The organism is Methylobacterium variabile, assembly GCF_001043975.1.
Classification (GTDB): Bacteria; Pseudomonadota; Alphaproteobacteria; order Rhizobiales; family Beijerinckiaceae; genus Methylobacterium; species Methylobacterium variabile.
In genome coordinates this window covers 1-787 of record NZ_LABY01000457.1, presented here as the reverse complement: position 1 = coordinate 787, position 787 = coordinate 1, and the positions used below count along the sequence as shown (strand labels likewise).

Below are 787 nucleotides of genomic sequence, written 5' to 3'. Positions count from 1 at the left end.
CTGCGCGAGGGCGCCGCGCCGGCAGGAGCGGGAATCCCGGGCCGGGTTGGCCGCCCCGCGGCCGGCACGCTTGAGCGCTCGCACGATCCCTCATCCTCGCTCGGCCGCGTGGCCGCCATGGTGAACGCAGGGTTGCCGAGAACCGTCAACAAACGGTTATCGGGTCCCCGCGACAGGATGGCCGGGAGGGGTAAGCCTTAACCGTGGCGAAAATCGGCCCGTCTTCACGTTTCCGTGCAGAGTCAAACACGTAAGGGAAGAGACATTCCTTGGCGGCGACCGGCAAGAAACCGGCATTTCGTCCGGATCGGTACGATCCAGATGCTGGCTACAAAATCCCGGAACCGCAATCGTGAGCGGCGCGTGATCGCCATACCCCAGGGGTCCTCGCGATCCGGAGACAATACGATCCGATGCGATACAGTGGCATGACAGGGGCGACCGGCACCACGAGAATATAATTTCATCATCTCGCACTTGCGAGATCGTGCAACCCGTGCTCTGGTCCGGCATCGTCTCGGCGGAGCAGGACATGGGCTACGAAGGGCAGGGCAAGATCGAGCAGCTGTCGGCGTTCAACGTCCGGCGCGGCGAGAGCTCAATTTCCGGCCTGTCGTCCGGGGCGTTCATGACGGTGCAGATGCACCTCGCCCACTCGGCGAGCTTCGTCGGCGCCGGCATCATCGCGGGCGGCCCGTTCCGGTGCGCGGAATCATTCCGGGCGGCCGCGTTCCTGGCGGCGGACGCCTACGAGCAGGGCGCGCTCTTCATCGGCATGAACCCGCTC

Annotated in this window: 1 pseudogene; it reads left to right on the top strand. The window is 65.3% G+C overall.

Annotated features, from left to right (window positions below):
- Positions 1 to 487: 487 nt before the first annotated feature.
- Positions 488 to 787: pseudogene (locus VQ02_RS33880) on the top strand (hypothetical protein); the annotation flags it as partial.